Origin of the sequence: Streptomyces sp. NPDC060232 (genome assembly GCF_042726555.1) — a bacterium.
Taxonomy (GTDB): Bacteria; Actinomycetota; Actinomycetes; order Streptomycetales; family Streptomycetaceae; genus Streptomyces.
This window is the reverse complement of record NZ_JBHXAG010000001.1, coordinates 848,153-866,137: the sequence shown is the minus strand read 5'-3', so window position 1 is coordinate 866,137 and position 17,985 is coordinate 848,153. Positions and strand designations below refer to the sequence as shown.

Genomic DNA, 17,985 nt, shown 5'->3' with positions numbered 1-17,985 from the left:
TCAGCAGGCCTGCCAGATGTTGTCCGGGCAGAACGCAAAGTGCTCGGCCGCGACCAGGAGAGCATTCCGCTCGCTCACCGGCGGCGCGGCGACGCTGAGGTGCAGCGTGTCGAACCCCTGCGACGACACGGGCGCAGAACCGGTGCTCCCAATCGTGGAGGACGGCGGAGATCATCGCGGTGTCGTTGTCGTAGTTGCAGGGGCCAAACCAGCCCGCAACGGTCAACGCATCGGCACCCGAAGGTGCGGCGATCAGCCCCAGACGTGTTCGCGGGCAGTCGACGAGGAACGCCTTGACGAACTCGGAGGCCAGTTCATCGGGGCCGGCTTGCGCTCCCAGATCTACGCCCTCACCGCACTGGGACGCCACCAGGAGGCAGAGGCGCTGGCACGCGAAGCACTGGGCAACAGCAAAGTCGGCGGGCGCAGCGTCGTGGTCAACCGCTGCCCAAGCCCCGGTCGCGCGATCCCGGCCCCAGAGGCGGGTGTGAGCGTGATCGCCGCTCGTGTACCAGGCGCACGAGGCAGCGGGGACGGCCAGGCCGAGGTGGAACTCGGCGACGAGGCCGCCGCCCATGACCGCCGACAGCGACAGCCCCAGCGACGCTCAAGTCGCTCAGCGGGTAGCCGGGAGCCGTCCGGACGCCCGCTTCGAGCACGCCTGGTGCCGGGGGGCGGCGGCGCCGCAGAATGGGGTAACGCGAGAGGAGGGACGACACCGTGGATCCGATCACACTGGCAGGTATCACCGCCGTTGCCCTGAACGAGGGGGTCAGGTTCCTGTACGAACAGGCGGGTGAGGTTCTGCGGAACTTCCGTGAGCGACGCGCGGCCACCACCTCGTTGCCCGCGGAGTTGTTCGAGGGGGCTCCGGGGGAACTCGTCGCCGACCCGGAGAGGGTCGCCGCACTCGAACCAGAACTGCGTCTGCTCCGGCGCCACCTGGGCGAGTACGCGCAGGGTGTGGACCCCCTCGACCCGCGGGACGCCGAGGTCCTCGCGCTCGTGGACGGGCTGCGTCGCACTCTGGAGGCGGTCTACGGCGCGCCCATCGTCTTCCGTGGGGAACCGCGACCGGAGGACGGGCCCCGGATCCGCGGTGGGGTCGAGGTAAAGGAAGTGCGCGGTTACGTGGCGGGCATCCGCGCCCGCACGGCCGCGTCAGGAGACCTGACGGGTTCGGTGCGCGCCGACAGTGTCGAGGAGGGCGGCCGGGCGGTCGGAGTCGATCTCGGGGGCAACTCGGGCTGATGCCGGGAGGGCGGCTCCATCTTGGCCCCGGCCGGGCTGGGCCGCTCAGTTCCCCGCCCCGGCCGGGGCCGCGAGAAGCTGCTCCTCAATCTCTGTGCCGGGGGTGATGATGGCCAGTGTGGCGAGCAGGTCCACGTGGTCGAGGTTGGGCAAGCCCGGCGAGCCCACAATCTCCTCCAGCGCGCGGCGGGCGGAGGCGGTGTCCGGGCCGCCGCGCAGCACCGTCACGGCCAGTGTCTCGGCCACCTCCGCAAGCGAACCGCCGTGCGTCCGGGCGGCCTCGGGCCAGAGCAGCCGTAGGTCGTCGTAGCGGCCCAGGCGGGCCGCCGTCCCGGCCAGTTCGGTGAGGGCCCGGATCCGGTGACCTGGGCCCGCGAGCGCCCTCGCACTGTCGACGGCGTGGGAGAACCGGGAGGTGGCCTCCCGGTCGTCACCTATGTCATGGAATGCCTCAGCGAGTTCGGCTGAGGCCTGGACGCTGCGGCGCAGTTGGACGTCGAATTCGTCACGGATCTCGACATCGCGCGGGCGATGGCCGCGGGGGTGCTCGAAGCCTGCGCTGAACGTCGCCCTCTCGAGTGCCCTGTTCCACTCTCGCGAGGCCGCAGTGATGCCCTCGGGCCACTCCAGTCTGATGGTCTGGAGCAGGCACCAGACCGCGCCCTCCTCGTCGACTCCCCCAGGGACCCAGGTGTCCTCGGGCAACTGGGCCAGTCCCCCGAGGATTCCCTGCACGGTGAGGCACAGTGCAGCACGGCTCTCCTCGAAGGCCTGCCCGTCGTCGCCGGCCCGACGAACGCGCATCGTCAGAGCCTGCTCGTACGGGGAGAGCCTTCGTGTCGGGTCGTTCGGGGTGGCGCCCTCTGCCTCCTGAAGCAGGGCCAGTTCGGTGTATTCGGCATGGGCCGCGAGCCTGTTCCGCACGTCGCCCAGGTTCATCAGGCCGGCGGCTTCACCGCTCGTCGTCGGTGTACGGGTCACCCTCACAGCCTCGGCGGGTAGCCGGGCTCGCAGCAAATTCTTCACCAGGCGGTCGGCGTCCTGCTGTCGGCGCCGGTCTCGGGGCAGCGCGGTGAACCACGCGGCAGCCTCGGCGCCGAGGGCCTCGGCGCGCCGGCGGTCTCCGCGCACGTGCGCGGCCCAGGCCAGCGCCGCCCGGGCGGGGCCGGCCACCATGGGCTCGCGCCCGCGGAGGCCCGCAGTGCGGGCCAGTGTGTCCGCCAGGCGTCGGTGGTCCGCGTCGGCGAGGACCAGGTACGCCTGGGCGCACAGGCTGTGGGGGATCCGGTTGGCGGCTTCCCGGGCTGCGGCGACCAGAGCCGTCCGGGGGCCGGGCCGGGTCTCGTCACGGGCCAACCACGCGAGAGCCCGTACATGTTCGGCGGGATGGTTGGTGCGTAGCCGGTCGGCCTCCTCGCGTGCCCGGTCGCTCTGCCCGGCAGCGGCCAGGAGGCGTACGACGGCCAGCCGCAGCCCGACGCCGCACCAGCCGTGGAAGCCGTCGATGTGCCCGGCATGCAGGTCGCTTTCGTAGGCGGGCAGCTCCTTGACCAGTGCGTCGAGCAGCGCGGGAGCCGTCCGGTCGCCGATGCGGACCATGGTGGCGGTGTGGTGCAGCAGGACCCGGATGTCCCGCCGGGGGTCTGCCAGAGCCGCATTGCCCGCCGCGCGCGCCCGGGCGGTGCCGGCCGGGCCGAGCCGCGCGGCCTGGACGATCCGGGCCAGCAGGACCGCGGCGTCACTCAGCTCTCCGGCCGCGCGCGCCGTTCGGTCGGCGAGTTCCGGGAGACGCCTGTCGAGTTCGCCCCGTGCTGCGTGCACCAGCAGGACGGAGTCGGCGACGTCCGGCTCGGCCAGCGGCGACGTCCAGGGATGCGAGTCCTCCGGCGGCGGCATGTGGCCCGCCGCGATCAGTGCGCCCAGCTGGTCGAGTCCGCCGAGGTCCGTTCCCGCAGGATCGGTGAGCGCCGCCAGTGCCGCGCGGGTGAGGATTCCTTCGACGGCGCGGGCCCGTGCGACGGTCTCGCGGATGCGCAATGTCGGCGGCACGGCCGCCTCAGGTCCTGCCTCCTCCAGGAGGAACGCCGCCAAGTGGCACAACAGGTCGTCGTCGGCGACGTCCATCACGGCGCCCGACTGCTCCGGCGTGAGGCGAGGGAGGAGCGGGGCCAGCAGCGCCGCGGCCGCCGGAGCCCAGCGCTGTCCGGCAACGTGGACTCCGGACGCGATCTCCTGCAGGGGGGCAGCGGCCTCGCCGGGCGTCCGGGCGCCGAGGGCGGCCACGATGAGCAGCAGCCACAGCAGGGCGGTGTCCTGCGGATAGGTACGAGCCTTGGCGACGCCCGCCGCGGCTCCCCAGCGCAGGGCGGCCTGCACCGGAGTCTCCTCGTCGGCCTCCGCGCTGGCCCGCACCAGACTGAGCGCCACCCTGGCAGACCGGGGGTAGGCGTGGGCGGCCAGTGAGGCCTCCAGCGCGCGGCTCAGTGTGACCAGGTGCAGCTCCCGGCCGGGGGCGGCTGCGCGCTGCGCGGCGAGGTAGCCGGGGGACGTGGCCAGGGTGTACAGGCGGTCCTGGAGCGTCCGGCTCCGGGTGGGGCTGCCTGCTGTGGATTCCGCGGCGGTCAGCAGGTGGTCCGTGAGGTGCTGCAGCAAGTACGGGTCGTCGCAGCCGTCCCATGCGTCCGCCCAAAGGGTGAACGCGTTGTCGGCGATGCGCCGGTGTCCCTCGCCGGCGTCGAGGTGGGGATCGTCCCCTGAAATCAGGAACTCCTCGAAGGACCGGTGGAAGAGCGTCCACGGGCCGCGCTGGTCACGGCCCCGCAGGTACTGCCCGAGGACCCGGACGGTGTCGAGAACCTCCTGTTCCGTGCGGTCGAGGAGCTCAGCCAGGCGGCTGGCGGTGAATCCGTCCTCCCGGGCCGCGACCAGCAGGTCGAGGACCGGTCTGAAGGCGGTACGCCAGCGCTCCTCTGCGTCCGCGCTGCCGACCGGGCGGATCTCCCGTCGCATGAATTCCCGATAGACGCCTTCGAGCCCGTATGGAAGCGCAGAAGCGGCCAGTTCGTCCACTGTCCGGACTCCGTCGGCCACTTCCTGGGTGAGGTGGCGCACGTACAGATAGTTGCCCTCGCCGGCTGCGGCCAGTCTGCGGGCCACCTCTTCTTGGCGCGGTCCGGCGCCCCGCGCTCCGCGCAGCCGGTGGCGGGCGTAGGCGAGGAGGTCGGCGCCGGGGTCCGGTGCGTCGTCCACGAGGTCGACCACGACGGCGTCCGGCAGGTCCCGCAGGGCCGCGGTGACCCGGGCATCGTGTCGTGAGGTGAGCACGAACCGCAGTGGGAGCCGGTCGACGCCGGTGAGGACGAGTTCGGCGATCGTACGGCTGCCCCGGTGGGTGAGCGCTTCATCCAGGGCGTCGACGACGGCGACCGGTCGCTGCGCCGGGGCGAGGAGCTCCAGCGGACGGCAGACCAGTTGTTCGAAGGCCTCGTCCGCGGTGACGTGGGAGAGCGAGAGAGAAACCTGCGCGCCGATGACACTCGCGTGCGGGTGGACCGTGCCTGCGGTGGCCGTGCCCTCGATGCGTAGTTCCCCCGGATGCCCCGAGCGCTCCCGCGCCACGCGGACCAGGGCTTCGGCGAACCCGGGCACGGTCGTACTGAACTGCTCGGCGAGTGACTCGGCGAAGCGGACCGGGTCGCAGCTGCTGCGGCTGGCGGTACGGCAGCGGTGGACCGCCGTGCCGACTACGGGGTCGCGGCCCCACAGGTGGTCCACGGCGGCGGACTTGCCGGTACCTGGCCCACCGGTGAGGAAGAGGTGCGAGGACCCGGTCGCGGCCCACTTCCGTACGGTGGCGTCGAGCCAGCCACGCCCGACGAACTCGGTGGCGGCATCGGACGACGGCGGATCAGCTGCCATGGCCGAAGCGTAGACCCGCACAGTGCCCGTGAGAACCCGGTTTCGGTCATGTCCGTCCGCGGCACGGCTGACCGGCGTCGTTCGCGTAGGCCTCGCGCCTCTGGGCGTCCATGACCTGGCCTGCCCCGGGGAGCGCCGGGTGTCTACCGGCCGCGGCGGGGCCGGAAGCCGGGGCCGGGGCCGGGGCCGGCGGGGACCCGTTGGGGTGGGCGTGGCCCACGGGTCGCCGGCCGGCACCCGGGCGCCGGCTGCTGGTGCGGGAGCGGGAGCGGTCGCGGACCAGGGCCGGGGAGTGCGCGGCAGCGACAGCCAGGAGGTCCCGAGCGCGGCGACATCACCGGCACCGGAGACTTGTCCGGCGCGGCCCAGGAGAGCGGAGGCCTCGCGGATCCGTATCTCGACGGGACGGAGCCGGGGCGGATGCTGCCGGCCGGGGCGGTGACCGGCGACGTGTGACAGCAGCCGGGGTCCTGCCCACCACCCGGACGCGATCGTGTCGACCCGGTGAACCGTACTGAGGACCCCTCGAGCCTTATCCAGGTGTGGGCCAGCACGAGAAGATGCCAGAGTCACCGTCGTGACCTTGATGAACGTGCTCGTCGACTTCGCCCGGACCGGCCGTATCGGCCCGCTTCACTGCGGCATGCCCCTGACCCAGGCCGAGGATCTCCTGGGGCCAGGACGCCCGCACCCCGCCATCCGGATGAGACCGGACATTGACGGCTACCCCCACGCCTGGAACGGCCTGGAACTGTCCATCACCCAACGCCTTGTAAGCGGAATCTCGATCAGTCTCCGGCCGGGCTCGACAACCACGTTGCCGCCCCTGGTCTTGCCACACTCAGAGTCCTATCCGTCCACAGTGCTCCGAGAGGACCTGATCGCTGGCCTTGACTCTGTCGACTGCCGCCACGACATCAACGACCGCCTCGCGTTCGGAGAGCAATCCAGCATCCTTACCCAACCCGCGAACGTCTGCGCGGTGTTCTTCACGCCTGGACGTGACGAGCATGTGCCCCATCGTGAACGCCTCTACCTCGGCGTGATCCACAAGCACACCGCTTGACATCTTTGATTTCACAGAACGCCCTGGCCAACGGTGTACTGGTACGCCACCTGGTGGCACGACGACGGCACCGTCGAGCGCGTCCACGACGCACTGCGGGACAGGGTGCGCGAGGCTGACGGCCGCAATGCCGAGCCGAGCGCCGACCTGATCGACTCACGGTCCATCCGCACCGCTGACACCGTCCCCGCCGGTCCGGTATTCGCTGTGGCAGTTGCGAACGCGTCTCCGCGATCGACTATCCGCCCGAATGCGGTTCTGCTGTGCGGACTTGAGGGGAGGGGACTGTCAGTGCCCGACGCCGACCATGCCCGGCGCCAGCATGCTTACCTGGGTCACGCCCCTAGGGCCTGTATCGAGTTGCCCCGCGGCGTCGCGACGCCCGGCACGCACCCTCGGCGCACGAGCCAAATGCCCTAGTAGCTCCGCTACGAGGACATTCGTCCCGCACGCCGAGGGCACGCACCGAACGCCGCTCCTTGCTCCACGGGGCAACTCGATACAGACCCTAGATCCTCCGTCACGGGCAGGCACTCGGCGAGCAGGTCGACGACGTCGCGCCAGGCTCGCTGCGCGTGCCGTGAGTGGTAGCCCACGCCGGGGACCACGGGGTGGCCGACCGGCGGGTGGTGGAAGGCGTGCAAGGCGCCGCCGTAGACCGTGAGGCGCCAGTCGACGCCCGCGGCCTGCATCTCGGCGGTGAACGCGTTCCGTTGCGCGGCCGGCATGATCGGGTCTTCCGACCCGACCCCGGCCCACACCGGGCAGCGAATGCGCGCCGCCTCGCCCGGTCGGCCCGTGGTCAGCGCGTTGACTGTCCCGATCGCGCGCAGGCTGGCGCCGCCGCGCCCGAGTTCCAGCCCGACGGCGCCCCCGGTGCCGTAGCCGACGGCGGCGATACGGTCGGGGTCGGTCCGCGGTTCGGTGCGCAACACGTCGAGCGCCGCATGGCCGATGCCCCGCATCCGGTCGGGATCAGCGAGCAGTGGCATGCAACGGGCCAGCATCTCCTCGGGGTCACCCAAATAGCGCCCGCCGTGAAGGTCGAAGGCCAGCGCTACATATCCCAGCTCGGCGAGAGCATCGGCCCGGCGGCGCTCGACGTCGCTGAGCCCCATGCCCTCTGGTCCGAGCAGCACCGCGGGCCGACGGTCGACACCGGCCGGGAGCGCGAGGTGCCCGATCATCGTCAAACCGTCGGCCGGGTACTCGACCGTACGCGTCGTAATCGTCGTCATGGGACTGGACTGTAGTAATCGTCGAGCCCGGTCCGGCCGGTGTTCTGCCGCTGGCAGAACAGCGCGGGTATCCGGGCCGGCACTCAGGGCTTCAAGAGCATCCCGTTGCCCCTTTGGCGCGTTTCTCGGTCACACCCCTCGCACCGTGCTCCTTTCCTCCGACGAGCGGCGAAGCCGAGGGCCGGGGAACCTCCTGTACGAAGCAGGCTCAAAGCCTGGCAGGCGGCGAGTTGACCGCACAGCCCCTGCGGGAATTGTGGCTGCCGTCGAACCGGCCTTCTTGAGCTTGTTGGGCTGGTCCGACGGCCGCCAGGTGCTGACGTTCCCCGTCGAACACCCGCTGTTGGGTATGCCGCTGTGCCGGGTGTCCGATTGTGACTGCGTCGCGTACTCGTCCAGCAGGCTGTGCAGAAACTGCGAGAGCCGCTGGAAGAAGGGGGACCAGGACCTCGTCAGCTTCACCGGCGCGGTCAGGGTCAACCGCCGTCTCGGGGTACAGGACTGCGCCGTGGCGGGCTGCCCGCGGCCTTGGACTACACGGACAGCACAACTGTGCAGTGCACACCACTACCAACAGAGGAAGACCCTTGCTCTCCCGCTGGAGCAGTTCCTAGGCCACAGTGACGTCCGTCCCCTGCCCGCGCTCGGGGCGTGCGCGGTGATCGCCTGCGAGCGACAGCGCTCCGGGAAAGCCTCTCCGGACTGCCTGCAGCACTGTCAGCGGCGCGGGCGTCAGGTCCGGGATGGGTCATTTCCGGGCGATGAGGCTTTCCAGGCCGTCACCCGGGCCGTCGGCAAGACCTTCGAGGTCAGTCTGCGTGGCCTGAGCCCTCTGGTTTCGGCCGAGGTCCTCTACGGTCTGCAGGAACGCGTTCGAGGCGGAACCCAGATTCCGCCGTGGCAGGTACGCCTCGTATGCGAGCAAGCGCTTGCCGTGCGAGCCTCGACGCTGGCCGACCTCGTTCCCGCGCAGCTCTGCAAGCGAGGCAGGCGGGTCCTTACTGCCTTTACAACCGCCGTCCGCCGACTAGGAATGACACCGGAGAGCGAGCGTCACAAAGACGTCTGGGACGCCGCGGCATTCGGTCTCTCTGGAACCCTGCGCTTTACGGAAGTACGTCAGCCGTGGCTGCGTGAGGCTCTGAAGGCCGCTGTGTGCGAGGAGTTCCCCCCCCCCCCCCGGCGCCGGGGCACTCAGCTCTGTGCCCGTATGCAGAACCACATCAACGCCTTCGCGCGGCTGTCCGACAGCCTGCACGTGCAGCGTGAAGACCACGGAGCCCACCCTGCGCTCCTGAACCGCCAGGACATCGTCAACTCCTCCAACCGCCTTGCCTTCCTCACCGAGGGCGGTGAGATCAGCGCCTACACGTGGATCACCGTCGCCCGCATGGTCAGAAAGTGGCTGGAACTCATGCGGGGCATGGGTCTCACGCACCCCGGTCAGCCGTTGCACGGCCTTCCGGCCGAATTCGCCCTGCTTGCTCAGGACATCCCCGACGAGCCGGAGGAATCGGAAGCCGGCAAGGACCTGCCCGACGAGGTGATGCGCCAGCTCTGCGGCAACCTCGACCTCCTGGAACAGAAATCGAGCCGCGAAGTACGCGTCGCCGTCGAGTTGCTCATCGACACCGGCCGTCGACCCTTTGAGATCTGCAGCCTGCCCTACGACTGCGTCACCCGATGCCGACGGCAAACCAGTCCTCCTCTACGACAACCAAAAGGAACTGCGCCTTCGACGTCGCCTACCCGTGCCCGAACCCACCTCTGCCCTCATCACTCAACAGCAGGCACGCGTCCGCTCCCCCTACCCCAACACACCGATCAGCAGGATCGCCCTGCTGCCCACCGTCATGTCCAACCCAGAGGGCACCAAGCCGATCGCCGACGTCCTCACCCAGCACCGTGACTGGGTCACCACCCTGCCGGACTTCAATCTCACGATGACCGTTCACCATGACGCACACCCTGAACGGACCAGGGTCGTCTTCGACCGCGAGAAGATCTTCCCCTACGCCTATCGGCATACCTATGCCCAACGGCACGCAGACGCGGGCGTGTCTGTGGACGTGTTGTCCCAGCTCATGGATCACCGGCACCTGTCGACAACCCAGCGGTATTACAGGGTCGGGGAACAACGCCGACGCGAAGCCATCGACCGGGTCACCGCGATGCAGTTCGACCGGAAGGGCAACCGCGTATGGCGGCAGGCCCAACTCGTCCTCGACTCCGAGCACGCCCGGCGGGCCATCGGTGAGGTTCAGGTGCCCTACGGGCTCTGCACCGAACCAACCAACGTCGCGGCCGGCGGGCACGACTGCCCTGTCCGGTTCCGCTGCGTCGGATGCTCCCACTTCCGCACCGACGTCTCCTACCTCCCCGGCCTCGAGGCATACCTCGCCGACCTCCTGCGCGGACGGGAACGGCTCGCCGCTTTCGCCGCGGACTCCTGGGCGAAGGCCGAGGCCATGCCCTCCGACGAGGAGATCACCCGGGTCCGCCGCCTGGTCAAACGAGTCCGCGACGACCTCGAAGACCTCACCGGCGAGGGCAAGATCCAGATCCAGGACGCGATCACCGTCGCCCGCCGCACCCGCCGCGTCGTCTCCCTCGGTCTGCCCCGGATCGGGCCACCCGAAGACCTCCGTCCTGAAAGGCCCACCGGATGACCAACCCCATGATCGACGGGAAGCGGGCCGACTCCGCCCTGCGCCGCGACCGGGTTTTGAAGGCCATCGACGCCGCGGTGAAGTCCGGCGGGGACATCACCGTCTCCGGGCTCGCCCGCGCTGCCCGAGTCGACCGGACATTCCTCTATCGCCACCGCGACCTGCTTGAACGCATCCACATCGCCGCCAGCACCCCCGTCGAGAACGGACGGATGGCAGCAGTCAGCCGGACCTCGCTCCAGGCCGACCTCGCGAACGCGCTGGAAGCCAACAAGCGCCTCACCGCACGGGTCCGACAGCTGGAGAAACGCCTGTCCTCCCAGCTCGGCGAGAGCGTCTGGGCGGAATCCGGGCTCGGAGCCCCGGTCGACATCGACCAACTCCAGCGGCGGATGGCCCTGCTCGAACAGGACCTCGCCGAGCAGCGGGGCGAGCTCGACGAGCGGACGGAGGAGCTGGACGCGGCACGGGCCGCGAACCGCGAGCTGACCCGGGCCCTGAACCACGGTTCGCATTAACCGCGCCAACACACAGGGCTGCGGGCCACAGCGGTGTGTCCTCGACAGCTGCGCCGCCGATCGCGACGCCCTCGGTGGACTCCGACGGCGACTCTCCGAGTTGCTGAAGGCCTAGAAGACACCGGCGTCCCGCCACTGCCGGAAACGGTTGTGGACGGTCGGCCAGGCCCCGAACTCCTCCGGCACCTCCCGCCGCTGCCCGCCCGTCCGAAGCCACCAGTTCACGTCCTCGAACTGCTGCCGCAGCCGCTCCGGGTACGGCCCGTACCTGCGGATCGGCAGGTACGGGCCGATGAACTCCCACTCTGGTCCGCGGGCCGGTCACCACCCGCGCCTGCTCGCCTTTCGCGGGTCAGCCGCAGGGTGACCCGCCCGACCGCCACGCGCTGAGGCGGTTGATGCTGCGGAAACCGCCAGCCCAGAGCTGCGGGGCGACGGCCCGCAGCCCTTGGGCGAGCGCTCTCGCCACGTGTGCAGGCCGCCGCGACGGGCGGGTCAGGACTCCCTTCTCACCGCGAGGAAGCTCGCTGTCTGTCCGGCCCTAGCGAGGTTGGCGCCGCTGCCGTGGTCTTTGGCACGAAGGACGGTTCCGGCGAGGGTCATCCGTTGTCCCACTCCCGTCGGCCAGTGCCGCAGGACCACGCCCTCGTACTCGTAGTGGAAGTCCTCGATCGGGGTTCCGGCGACCCCCTTGCCTGTGAGCGTGATCGCCAACGGCGTCCCGGACGCCTGCCCGGCCATCTCCATCGCCAACGGTTCCACGCCCGCCGGCGCCGGGAAGACCAGGAGACCGCTCACGCCGCCCGCCGAGGTGGCTGTCAGCCTGAGCTCCAGCTGAGCGAACCTGAGATCGTTGAAGTCGTCGACTGGCTCTGGCCTGTTGAGGAAACTCCGGTAGGTGTACGTGCCTGTCAGGTCTGTGGCCTGCACTGTTTCTCCTCGGTCAAGCGTCGTCTCCGGCGGCCGGATCGGCGACAGGGTCCGTGATGAACCGCCCTTCACTGGGGGAAGTCCGGGCGAGCGGTCGACGGACGTGTTCAGTGCGCCTGAACGCCGGTGCTGTCATGGATGAACAAGGCCCGGGTGTCGGAAGCGCTGTAGCGTTCCTTGAGCTCGAAGTCATCGGCGGTACCGGCCACCGGGGCGTCGGGCGGTTCGAAGTACAGGACGTAGGTCTTCGCCGTGTCCGACTCGCTCTCCAGCTGGAGCCACCCCTGGTAGCCCGCGGCGGGGAACGTCCCGGTCGCTTTGACGGTGACGGAGCTGGGTGACCGGTTGACGGTGATCACCGCGGTGCCGACCTCCAGGCGCTTGAGACCGCCCTCCTTCCAGCGCCGGAAGACATCGATCCACTCCTGCGGCCACGGCCCGCCGAAGGCCGTCGGCGGCATGCTCCCGGCCTCCAGACGGTCGAGGATGTGCTCGGCGTGCTCGACCACATCCTCGTACTTCCAGAGGTTCAGTGAGTGAGGGATCATGTGGTCGCGGTCCGTCGCGGTGAACATGGGCCGAATGTGCAGCTCATACACCGGGGTGCGCATCAGGAGTACACCTCCATGCGAACGTCCTTGAAGTCCACCTCGTCGATTGGCGGCAGGGGATGCGGGGGCAGCCCAGTCTCGCTGGGCGCGGGAACGAACTGCAGGGAGAACACCAGGTCGGCGCCGTCCGCTCCCAGCGACTCCAAGACACGTTCCACGTCGAAGCGGGCGGTACGGGAAACGTCGTGGTGGTCGCCGTGGCCGTCGTGCAGGTTGCCGTGGCCGTCGTGCATGTGCCGGTGGGCCCGCCACAGCGCCACATACCCTGCTCCGAACCGACGTGCGAACTCCCCGTCGTCGGGTTGGAAGGGCACCTCGGACGGATGGAGGAAGGCGCGCAGCAGGTAGCTTCCGGTGGTCGGCACCTTGAGCTCGTCAAGTCGCACACGCAGTCGTTTCCCCGCGGTCTCGGGCACCTTGAACGCGAGCTGCACGACCTCCTTGTCACGCAGTTCGCCTAGGATGTCCGCGTTCCCGTCGAGCGGTGAGAGCAGCTCGGTCGCCAGGAGGTTGAGGGGCGCCGGGGGCACGGGTGCCGGCGGCACCCCGAAGGCTGCGTTGAGCTGCGCCGTGTACTCGTACTCGTAGTCGAGGTCCGCGGGGTTGGTGAACTCGGAGATCTTGTTCTTGGGCTGCGAGGCGAACCCCTGCAGCACCTCGTCCGGCGACGTCAGGGGCGGCGTGCCGTTACGGCGCTGCCACTCCGCCCACATCAGATCGATGAAGGCGTGGAAGCTGAAGTAGATGGGGTCCTCAGCCGCTGCCGAGGGGTTCGCCATCGCCCCACCGATGTAGAAACCGTGCATCCGGTTGTGCGGGCCCCCTTCGAGCCGTCCGTCGTCCCCGGAGAGGTCGCCATCCGGATAGCCGGCGAACTCCTTCTGGTCCGTCTCCGTCGTGACGATCTCCAGCGTGTCCGGCGGCAGCGACGCCGCCGCGGAGCTGCGCGCGGCTTTCAGCCCCGGCTTCTTGAACGCGAGAGGGAACTTCTCGGGCGTCTGTTCGCTGATCCAGTCCCAGTACGGAATGGTGACGTTCTGGGTGCGCGGCGGGTCGGCCGCCTGGAGCAGCTTCTCGAAATAGTGCAGATGCGCCCGGTGCCACGGCAGGAAACGGTCGTTGTTGTGCTCGCATCTGATGGCGACGCCGTCCGGTCCCACGAAACCGTTGTGCAGCGCCGCCTGGAACGCGTACCCGGCCGGATCGGCCTCGTTCACCTCCGAGCGCTGCCGCAGGATGTCGAGCGCGTGAATGTAGTCGTCCAGTTCCGCGTCGGTGAGGGCGTTGATGTCTTTGCGGACCTTGGGCATTTCGCCTCCATTGAGGGGACAGTCGAAGTGGGCAGGCCGCTGTTCTCGTTCAGGTGCCAGAGTCAGAGGTTTAGAGGGGGTTTGGAAGGACGCTGCAAGCCAGCGGCGCGTCCGGAGCAACCAGTACCCCCGTATGCCGTATAGATGGCCTTTCGACAGGGCGTGCCGTGGGGAGGTCAGGGCACCCGCCGGAGCACACGAGCCCCAGGGGGCCGCGCACCCCGGCACGCCGCCCCCCTGCACAGTTCAGACGCTGGCGGAAACACAGCTCTGCTGCGGGTGGCCGGAGGTGGGCAGGGTACGGGCCGCCGCTGACACCTGGAGAACAGTTCCGGGGGCGGCCACCCGGGGCTTTGCGCCGTGGGCCGTGTCGTGGGTCAAGGGCCGCGCCTCCGCAGTGAGCTGGGGAGGATCACGAGCTCACCGTTCCATGCCCGCGAGAGCAGTCACATTCCAGGCCCCTGACGGCAGCCGTGAGCCGTTCGCGGGCCCGGCGTGGTGCACGCTGGGCCCGCGAACGGCTACAAAGGTGTCGGCCCGGGGTCAGTGGCTGTGGGAATGGCCGTCCTGTGCCGGCTCGGCGGGTGCCTTGGTCGGAGGGGCCGGCTCAACGGGAGCCTGGTCCGGTTTCGCGGGTGTCCCCGTCGTGGAGCCGTGGTCGTGGCTGTGGCCATCGGAACCGATGGTGCCGGCGAGAGCGGTCATGCCCAGCCAGGTGAGGGCCGAGATGGCCACGACGACCGCCGCGAACGGGCTGACGAGGTGCCGCCAGCGGCCCTTGGAGTCCTCGGCGACGAACGCGACGTACGACATGAGCAGGCCGATGGGGGTCATCCAGGCGCTGCGCTCGGGGAACTGCTCGAAGTGCTGGATGCCTCCGCCGACCAGGCCGACACGAAGGACAGCAGCAGGGAGAAGCGCGCCGGCACCAGTGGTGCGGCGTCACGCTGTGCTGCTCTCAGCAGCGCAGGATCGAAAGTCGGTAAAGGCACGGTGGGTCGCCGGTGCGGCTGGTCCAGTAGTGCGTACGTTCTGCGCGTCGGCCGAGGATGCGGTTGGCGACCCCTCGCCTGAGGGTGAACGTGAACAGGGCAGCGACGATATACACGCGGGGCCGGCGGATCCGGGGCGGCCGCCATCGAAGCCCCCGGTACCTCAAGCTAGCGCTCGAAGGCGCGAACGCGCCCGGCCGCACCGTGAGGTGCGGCCGGGCGCGGTGCCCTGCGGCTGGGGTCAGTGGTAGGCGTGGACGACGGCGTGGCCCTTGCCGCGGCCGATCATCCACTTGTTGACCGGCGTCGTGATCACGAAGGCCACGGCGAAGCCGCCCAGCAGCGCCGTCCAGAACAGCGCGTCCGACAGGTGGGCGTCCATCGCGCCGGGCGTCAGGGCGATGATGCCGTTGTCGACGAGCTCCATCACCGCGATCGAGACGGTGTCGGCGGCCAGCGCCACCTTGATGGCACTCTTCCAGTCCAGGCCAGCCTTGCGGACCGCGAACAGGGTGAACGAGTAGCCGAAGAGGAACGCCAGGGTGATCGCCAGGATCATCGTCTGGACGTTGCCCCACATCAGGGCAGTGCCGATGACCATGCCGAGGATCTCGCCGATCGCGCAGCCGGTCAGGCAGTGCAGCGTCGCCTTCGCCGCGGCCCCCCACGTCACCGGGCCCATCTGGTGGCCGGCATGCCCCGCGAGACCTGCGTGCGCCTGGTGCGCGGTGTGGTCGTGGGCGGTGCTGGTGTGGTGTGCGCTGTGGTCCATGACCGTCATCCCCAATCCCATTCAGTGTGACCCCGTCCCCGGGCTCACACCACCACTGTATACCCCATGGGGGTATACGCAAGAGGGGTTTCCTGGATCACTGCAGTCCCGGTCTGCGAGGGGCCGCGCTCTCCTGGTCGCGTGAGACCGGCGGACGGGCGGGCCTGCGCCGCGCTGCTGCGTCGCCGCCATGGGGAAGGCCCGCCAAGGGTCGGCGGGCCTTCCCGCTTTCCTCCCGGTCAGTTGGGGGCGTACTGCCGCTGTGTGGCCCCCTTGGTGGGGGTGGTTTCGGTGGGCGGGCTCTGCGGCTTGCCGCGCATGAGGGCGAGGGTGGCCAGGGCGCCCGCGGCGGCGATGGCGGCCGCGGCAAGGAATGCCGCGCTGAATCCGTCGGTGAGGGCGGTCAGGTCGCCGAGTGCGCCCGCGCCCTGGGAGGTGGCGAGCGCGGTCAGGGCGGCGAGGCCGAGGGCGGAGCCGACCTGGTAGGTGGTGTTGACGATGCCCGAGGCGAGGCCGGCCTGTTCCTGCGGGGCGGCGGACATGGCCGCCATCAGGGTCGGGATATAGGCGAGGGCCATGCCGAGGGCTGCCACCAGCGAGGCGGGCAGGACGTCAATGACGAAGGATCCGCTCGGGCGGGCCGCCGACAGCCACACCAGGCCCGCGGCCAGGACCAGCAGGCCGCCGGTGATGAGCGGCTTGGGGCCGAAGCGGCCGAGCAGGCGGGCGCTGGCGGTGGTCATGACGACCATCAGCAGGCCGGTCATCGGGAGCAGGGCGGCGCCGGAGGCGAAGGCGCCGTAGCCGAGGACCTGCTGGAGGTAGAGGTTGAGGAAGTACCACATCGGGATCCAGGCCGCTCCCAGCAGTGCCATCGCCAGGTTGGAGACGCCGAGACCGGGGGTGCGCCAGATGCCGAGCGGCATCAGGGGCGAGCGGGCGGAGCGCTGGATGAGGACGAACACGGCCAGCAGGGCGGCCCCTGCGGTCAGCTGAAGGACCGCCTGCGCGGTCGACCAGCCGGTTTCGGGGGCGCGGACCACGGTGAAGACGGTGAGCGCGAGCCCTGCGGTGACGGCCGCCGCGCCCAGGACGTCGACTCCGCCGCCGCGGCGGGCTGCGACGGCTGGCAGCAGGCCGGTGGCGAGCAGGGTGGCGATGCCGATCGGGATGTAGATGATGAACACCCACGGCCAGCTGGCCCACTGGGTGAACACCCCGCCGAGGAAGACGCCCGCGGTGCCGCCGGCCGGGGCGGCCGCGCCGTACAGCTCTACGCGGCCGGGCACCTCGGCGTCTTCCGACTCGGCCCCACCGGCGCCGTACGGATCGCCGACCGCTACCAGGACACCGCCGGCATCAACCCCTGCCGGGCCGACACCCGGCAGGGGCCGCCACGGGGCAGGCGCCGACGGCCGGGCCCTGATGCCCGACGGCTACGCCGGCGGCGGCTGCCCGGCGCCGAGCAGGACGGCCAGCGTGCCGCGTGGTCATCTCCGTGTCCTGATCCCTGTCCATCGGCCGCGGCAAGGGCCACCAGCGCTGCCACCGCCACCGGCAGGGCGAAGGCGTGCTCGAACGCCAGAAACCCCCCACGTCCGCCGCCCAGGCCGGCGGCGTCCTCGTCGACCGTTGCCAGCCCGTGGACGCCGTCGACGACCAAGCAGGCACCGGTCGGCTGGACGCCGGCCCGCGTTGGGCCGGCGCACGACCTCGGCCACCGAACGCACCGGCATCCGCAGCCCGGTGCTCGACTGCACCCAGGTGATCCCCACGGCCCTGGTGTTCGGACGGACCGCCTCGCCGATCGCCGCTGCGATGCCGTCCGCCGTCGCGATGGCCGGATCGGCTTCTGTAAAGATGTGCGGTGTCAGCGACGGCGCAACCAGTCCAGCCATCCCCGGATGCCCCGATGCCCTGCACCAGGCGACGGCAGCACGGCGGCTGGCTGGTCGAGCCGGGTCGAGGCGGCCCGGCACCACCCGTTCTCGCTAACTTGCCGCGCATGCCTGGGCGTGTCCGCGATGCGTCCTCAGGCAACGCAGATGCCTGCATAAGCTCCCCGGCATGGACATCGTGATCCCGCTCTTCAGGCTCTTCGAGCCGCTCGACGCCATCGGCCCGTACCAGCTCCTGGCGAACGTCCCCGACGCCCGGGTGCGCTTCGTCGCGCCGGAACCGGGGCGGATCGCCGACGTGCTGGGCGCCATGCGGGTGGACGTGCCCACCCGGTTCACGGAGGTCGAGTCCTGCGACGTGCTGCTCGTCCCGGGCGGTGCGGGGGCGCGACTGATGCTGAACAACACGGAGTTCATCGACTGGGTGCGCCGGATTCACGAGACGACCCGCTTCACCACCTCGGTCTGTACCGGGGCGCTCATCCTCGGGGCAGCGGGGCTGCTCCAGGGGCAGACCGCGACCACCCACTGGCTGGCGATGGACGACCTGGAGACGTTCGGAGCCACTTACACCGCGGAACGCGTCGTCCGGCACGACAAGATCATCACCTCGGCCGGGATCTCCTCCGGTATCGACATGGCGCTGGGGCTGTGCACGTTGCTGAGCGACGAACTCACCGCCCGGGCCATTCAGCTCCTCACCGAGTACGACCCCCAGCCGCCGTACGACAGCGGCTCCCTGGCCACGGCGACGCCCGAGGTCGTGGCCAGGGCCCGGGAGCTCATCAGCGGCGGCTGAGCCCGCTCAGCCC

Annotated in this window: 13 protein-coding genes and 3 pseudogenes; 6 read left to right on the top strand and 10 right to left on the bottom strand. The window is 70.2% G+C overall.

Annotated elements, in window-relative coordinates:
- Positions 1-577, bottom strand: a pseudogene (locus ACFWFZ_RS03920) (DUF4253 domain-containing protein).
- Between the two features lie 143 nt (positions 578-720).
- On the opposite strand from ACFWFZ_RS03920, the gene ACFWFZ_RS03915 reads away from it, so the two are divergent.
- Positions 721-1,251, top strand: coding sequence for a hypothetical protein (locus tag ACFWFZ_RS03915; RefSeq protein WP_387116103.1), 531 nt, complete (start codon positions 721-723; stop codon positions 1,249-1,251).
- A 45-nt stretch (positions 1,252-1,296) separates the two neighbouring features.
- Here the strand turns inward: ACFWFZ_RS03915 and ACFWFZ_RS03910 are convergent, their stop codons facing one another.
- A complete protein-coding gene (locus ACFWFZ_RS03910) occupies positions 1,297-5,169 on the bottom strand; it encodes a hypothetical protein (RefSeq protein WP_387116100.1) in 3,873 nt (1,290 codons plus the stop codon).
- Positions 5,170-5,746: 577 nt separating this feature from the next.
- Between ACFWFZ_RS03910 and ACFWFZ_RS03905 the strand changes: the two genes are divergently transcribed.
- A complete protein-coding gene (locus ACFWFZ_RS03905; RefSeq protein WP_387116097.1) occupies positions 5,747-6,235 on the top strand; it encodes a hypothetical protein in 489 nt (162 codons plus the stop codon).
- Positions 6,236-6,663: 428 nt separating this feature from the next.
- Here the strand turns inward: ACFWFZ_RS03905 and ACFWFZ_RS03900 are convergent, their stop codons facing one another.
- Complete coding sequence (locus ACFWFZ_RS03900; RefSeq protein WP_387116094.1) at positions 6,664-7,473, bottom strand: dienelactone hydrolase family protein; 810 nt, start codon at positions 7,471-7,473, stop codon at positions 6,664-6,666.
- A 1,210-nt stretch (positions 7,474-8,683) separates the two neighbouring features.
- On the opposite strand from ACFWFZ_RS03900, the gene ACFWFZ_RS03895 reads away from it, so the two are divergent.
- The 3 genes from ACFWFZ_RS03895 to ACFWFZ_RS03885 are packed head-to-tail and all read left to right on the top strand — an operon-like array spanning position 8,684 to position 10,660.
- The gene (locus ACFWFZ_RS03895; protein ID WP_387116091.1) at positions 8,684-9,382 is read left to right on the top strand and encodes a hypothetical protein; all 699 of its coding nucleotides are present in this window, start codon (positions 8,684-8,686) and stop codon (positions 9,380-9,382) included.
- Positions 9,327-10,142, top strand: a complete 816-nt coding sequence (locus ACFWFZ_RS03890; RefSeq protein WP_387116089.1) for a hypothetical protein — start codon at positions 9,327-9,329, stop codon at positions 10,140-10,142. The genes ACFWFZ_RS03895 and ACFWFZ_RS03890 overlap by 56 nt, the downstream gene beginning before the upstream one ends.
- Positions 10,139-10,660, top strand: coding sequence for a DUF6262 family protein (locus ACFWFZ_RS03885; RefSeq protein WP_387116085.1), 522 nt, complete (start codon positions 10,139-10,141; stop codon positions 10,658-10,660). The genes ACFWFZ_RS03890 and ACFWFZ_RS03885 overlap by 4 nt, the downstream gene beginning before the upstream one ends.
- Positions 10,661-10,774: 114 nt before the next feature.
- Here ACFWFZ_RS03885 and ACFWFZ_RS03880 read toward each other — a convergent pair.
- From ACFWFZ_RS03880 to ACFWFZ_RS03850, 7 genes and pseudogenes are all read right to left on the bottom strand, one after another.
- Positions 10,775-10,954, bottom strand: a pseudogene (locus tag ACFWFZ_RS03880) (transposase); the annotation flags it as partial.
- Positions 10,955-11,155: 201 nt separating this feature from the next.
- Positions 11,156-11,590 (bottom strand): hypothetical protein, encoded by a 435-nt coding sequence (locus ACFWFZ_RS03875; RefSeq protein ID WP_387116082.1) that lies wholly within the window; start codon positions 11,588-11,590, stop codon positions 11,156-11,158.
- Positions 11,591-11,697: 107 nt separating this feature from the next.
- The gene (locus ACFWFZ_RS03870) at positions 11,698-12,165 is read right to left on the bottom strand and encodes a hypothetical protein (protein ID WP_387116080.1); all 468 of its coding nucleotides are present in this window, start codon (positions 12,163-12,165) and stop codon (positions 11,698-11,700) included.
- Between the two features lie 35 nt (positions 12,166-12,200).
- Complete coding sequence (locus ACFWFZ_RS03865; protein WP_387116078.1) at positions 12,201-13,511, bottom strand: tyrosinase family protein; 1,311 nt, start codon at positions 13,509-13,511, stop codon at positions 12,201-12,203.
- A 543-nt stretch (positions 13,512-14,054) separates the two neighbouring features.
- A complete protein-coding gene (locus ACFWFZ_RS03860) occupies positions 14,055-14,345 on the bottom strand; it encodes a hypothetical protein (protein ID WP_387116076.1) in 291 nt (96 codons plus the stop codon).
- Positions 14,346-14,744: 399 nt separating this feature from the next.
- Positions 14,745-15,275 (bottom strand): DUF4396 domain-containing protein, encoded by a 531-nt coding sequence (locus ACFWFZ_RS03855; protein WP_387116074.1) that lies wholly within the window; start codon positions 15,273-15,275, stop codon positions 14,745-14,747.
- A gap of 239 nt (positions 15,276-15,514) precedes the next feature.
- Positions 15,515-16,552 (bottom strand): annotated as a pseudogene (locus tag ACFWFZ_RS03850) (MFS transporter); the annotation flags it as partial.
- Positions 16,553-17,342: 790 nt separating this feature from the next.
- Here ACFWFZ_RS03850 and ACFWFZ_RS03845 point away from each other — a divergent pair.
- Complete coding sequence (locus tag ACFWFZ_RS03845; protein WP_387116072.1) at positions 17,343-17,972, top strand: DJ-1/PfpI family protein; 630 nt, start codon at positions 17,343-17,345, stop codon at positions 17,970-17,972.
- The last annotated feature ends 13 nt before the right edge of the window (positions 17,973-17,985 follow it).

What these genes read in the sequence shown, in the direction of transcription:
- ACFWFZ_RS03885 (WP_387116085.1), top strand. Translation starts at nt 10,139, where the DNA reads ATGACCAACCCCATGATCGACGGGAAGCGGGCCGACTCCGCCCTGCGC.
- ACFWFZ_RS03865 (WP_387116078.1), bottom strand. Translation starts at nt 13,511, where the DNA reads ATGCCCAAGGTCCGCAAAGACATCAACGCCCTCACCGACGCGGAACTG.
- ACFWFZ_RS03900 (WP_387116094.1), bottom strand. Translation starts at nt 7,473, where the DNA reads ATGACGACGATTACGACGCGTACGGTCGAGTACCCGGCCGACGGTTTG.
- ACFWFZ_RS03860 (WP_387116076.1), bottom strand. Translation starts at nt 14,345, where the DNA reads ATGACCCCCATCGGCCTGCTCATGTCGTACGTCGCGTTCGTCGCCGAG.
- ACFWFZ_RS03910 (WP_387116100.1), bottom strand. Translation starts at nt 5,169, where the DNA reads ATGGCAGCTGATCCGCCGTCGTCCGATGCCGCCACCGAGTTCGTCGGG.
- ACFWFZ_RS03870 (WP_387116080.1), bottom strand. Translation starts at nt 12,165, where the DNA reads ATGTTCACCGCGACGGACCGCGACCACATGATCCCTCACTCACTGAAC.
- ACFWFZ_RS03895 (WP_387116091.1), top strand. Translation starts at nt 8,684, where the DNA reads ATGCAGAACCACATCAACGCCTTCGCGCGGCTGTCCGACAGCCTGCAC.
- ACFWFZ_RS03855 (WP_387116074.1), bottom strand. Translation starts at nt 15,275, where the DNA reads ATGGACCACAGCGCACACCACACCAGCACCGCCCACGACCACACCGCG.
- ACFWFZ_RS03890 (WP_387116089.1), top strand. Translation starts at nt 9,327, where the DNA reads ATGTCCAACCCAGAGGGCACCAAGCCGATCGCCGACGTCCTCACCCAG.
- ACFWFZ_RS03845 (WP_387116072.1), top strand. Translation starts at nt 17,343, where the DNA reads ATGGACATCGTGATCCCGCTCTTCAGGCTCTTCGAGCCGCTCGACGCC.